The following is a 1,181-nucleotide window of genomic DNA, read 5'->3' on the forward strand; positions in this document are numbered from 1 at the left end:
CATGCGCATCATCGGACCCGACTACCTGGTGTTCGGGGTTGACGATCTGGAGGGATCGAAGACCTACCTTGAGGATTTCGGCCTGAAGCCGGTGCAGCTGGACGATACCGGCTGGCTCTTCGAGGCGCTTGACGGCACCGGGGTCATCATCCGCCCCAAGTCCGATCCCAGCCTGCCTGCCCCGCTTGAAACCAAGAACATGCTGCGCCAGCAGATCTACGGCGTCGAGGATGCCAGCGTCCTGGACGAGATCGAGGCTGAGATGTCCAAGGACCGCCGGGTCACCCGGCTGTCGGACGGCTCTCTGGAGTTCAAGGACGACCTGGGCTTCGAGCTGCGTTTCCAGGTCACCATCCGGCGCGAGCTGTCGATGCCGGCCGAGAAGATCAACGCCCCCGGCGCCCCGGCACAGCGCGCCGCGAACGAGCTGGGCGTGACGGATGAGATGCCGGCCCTGCCGCGCTCGCTCAGCCACGTGGTGCTCTTCGTGCCGGACATGGACAAGGTGGTCAATTTCTTCTGCGACCGCCTGGGCTTCGTGGTGACCGACGTGCTGACCGGCGCGGGTCCCTTCCTGCGTCCGCAGGCCAATGACGATCACCACACCCACTTCTTCATCCGCACCCCCGCCTACATGCAGGGCTGCGAGCACCTGGCCTTCCACATGGGCGGCCCGACCGAGCTGATGGTTGCCGGCGACCGCTTCGTGCGCAAGGGCTACCAGAGCTTCTGGGGGCCGGGGCGCCACAAGTTCGGCTCCAACTGGTTCTGGTACTTCAACAGCCCCCTCGGTGTGCACTTCGAGTACGACGCCGACATGGACAAGCACGACGATACCTGGGTCGCCCGCGAGGCCCCGAACGGCCCCGAGGCCAGCCAGATCTTCCTGCTGCAATGGCGTGAGAAATGGGCGCCCAGCGGAGGTCCCGAAGGCGGCTCCGGCGCATGAGCGCAGGCCAGCTGAGACTGTGCCACCGCGATGACATTCCAGAAGGCGCCGCCCGCGGCTTCCTGCCGCTGCCCGACGCGCCGCGCAATGTCATCGTGGTGAACCGCGACGGGCAGCTCCATGCCTACATGGATTCCTGTCCGCATTACCGCGGTGGCACGCCCATGGCCTGGCGCAAGGACGCCTACCTCGACGCCGAGGGAGCGCACATTGCCTGCCATGCCCATGGCGC

2 protein-coding genes are annotated in these 1,181 nt (G+C 66.3%); both read left to right on the top strand.

What is annotated here, in order from left to right; translation table 11 throughout:
- Nucleotides 1-949, top strand: a 949-nt coding sequence (locus HCZ97_RS20380; RefSeq protein WP_167690948.1) for a VOC family protein, incomplete at its 5' end; no start/stop codon positions are given.
- A partial coding sequence (locus HCZ97_RS20385) for a Rieske 2Fe-2S domain-containing protein (protein ID WP_167690949.1) occupies nt 946-1,181 on the top strand: 236 nt, incomplete at its 3' end. The genes HCZ97_RS20380 and HCZ97_RS20385, both read left to right, overlap by 4 nt.

The organism is Pseudooceanicola sp. HF7 (genome assembly GCF_011806405.1).
Taxonomy (GTDB): domain Bacteria; phylum Pseudomonadota; class Alphaproteobacteria; order Rhodobacterales; family Rhodobacteraceae; genus Pseudooceanicola.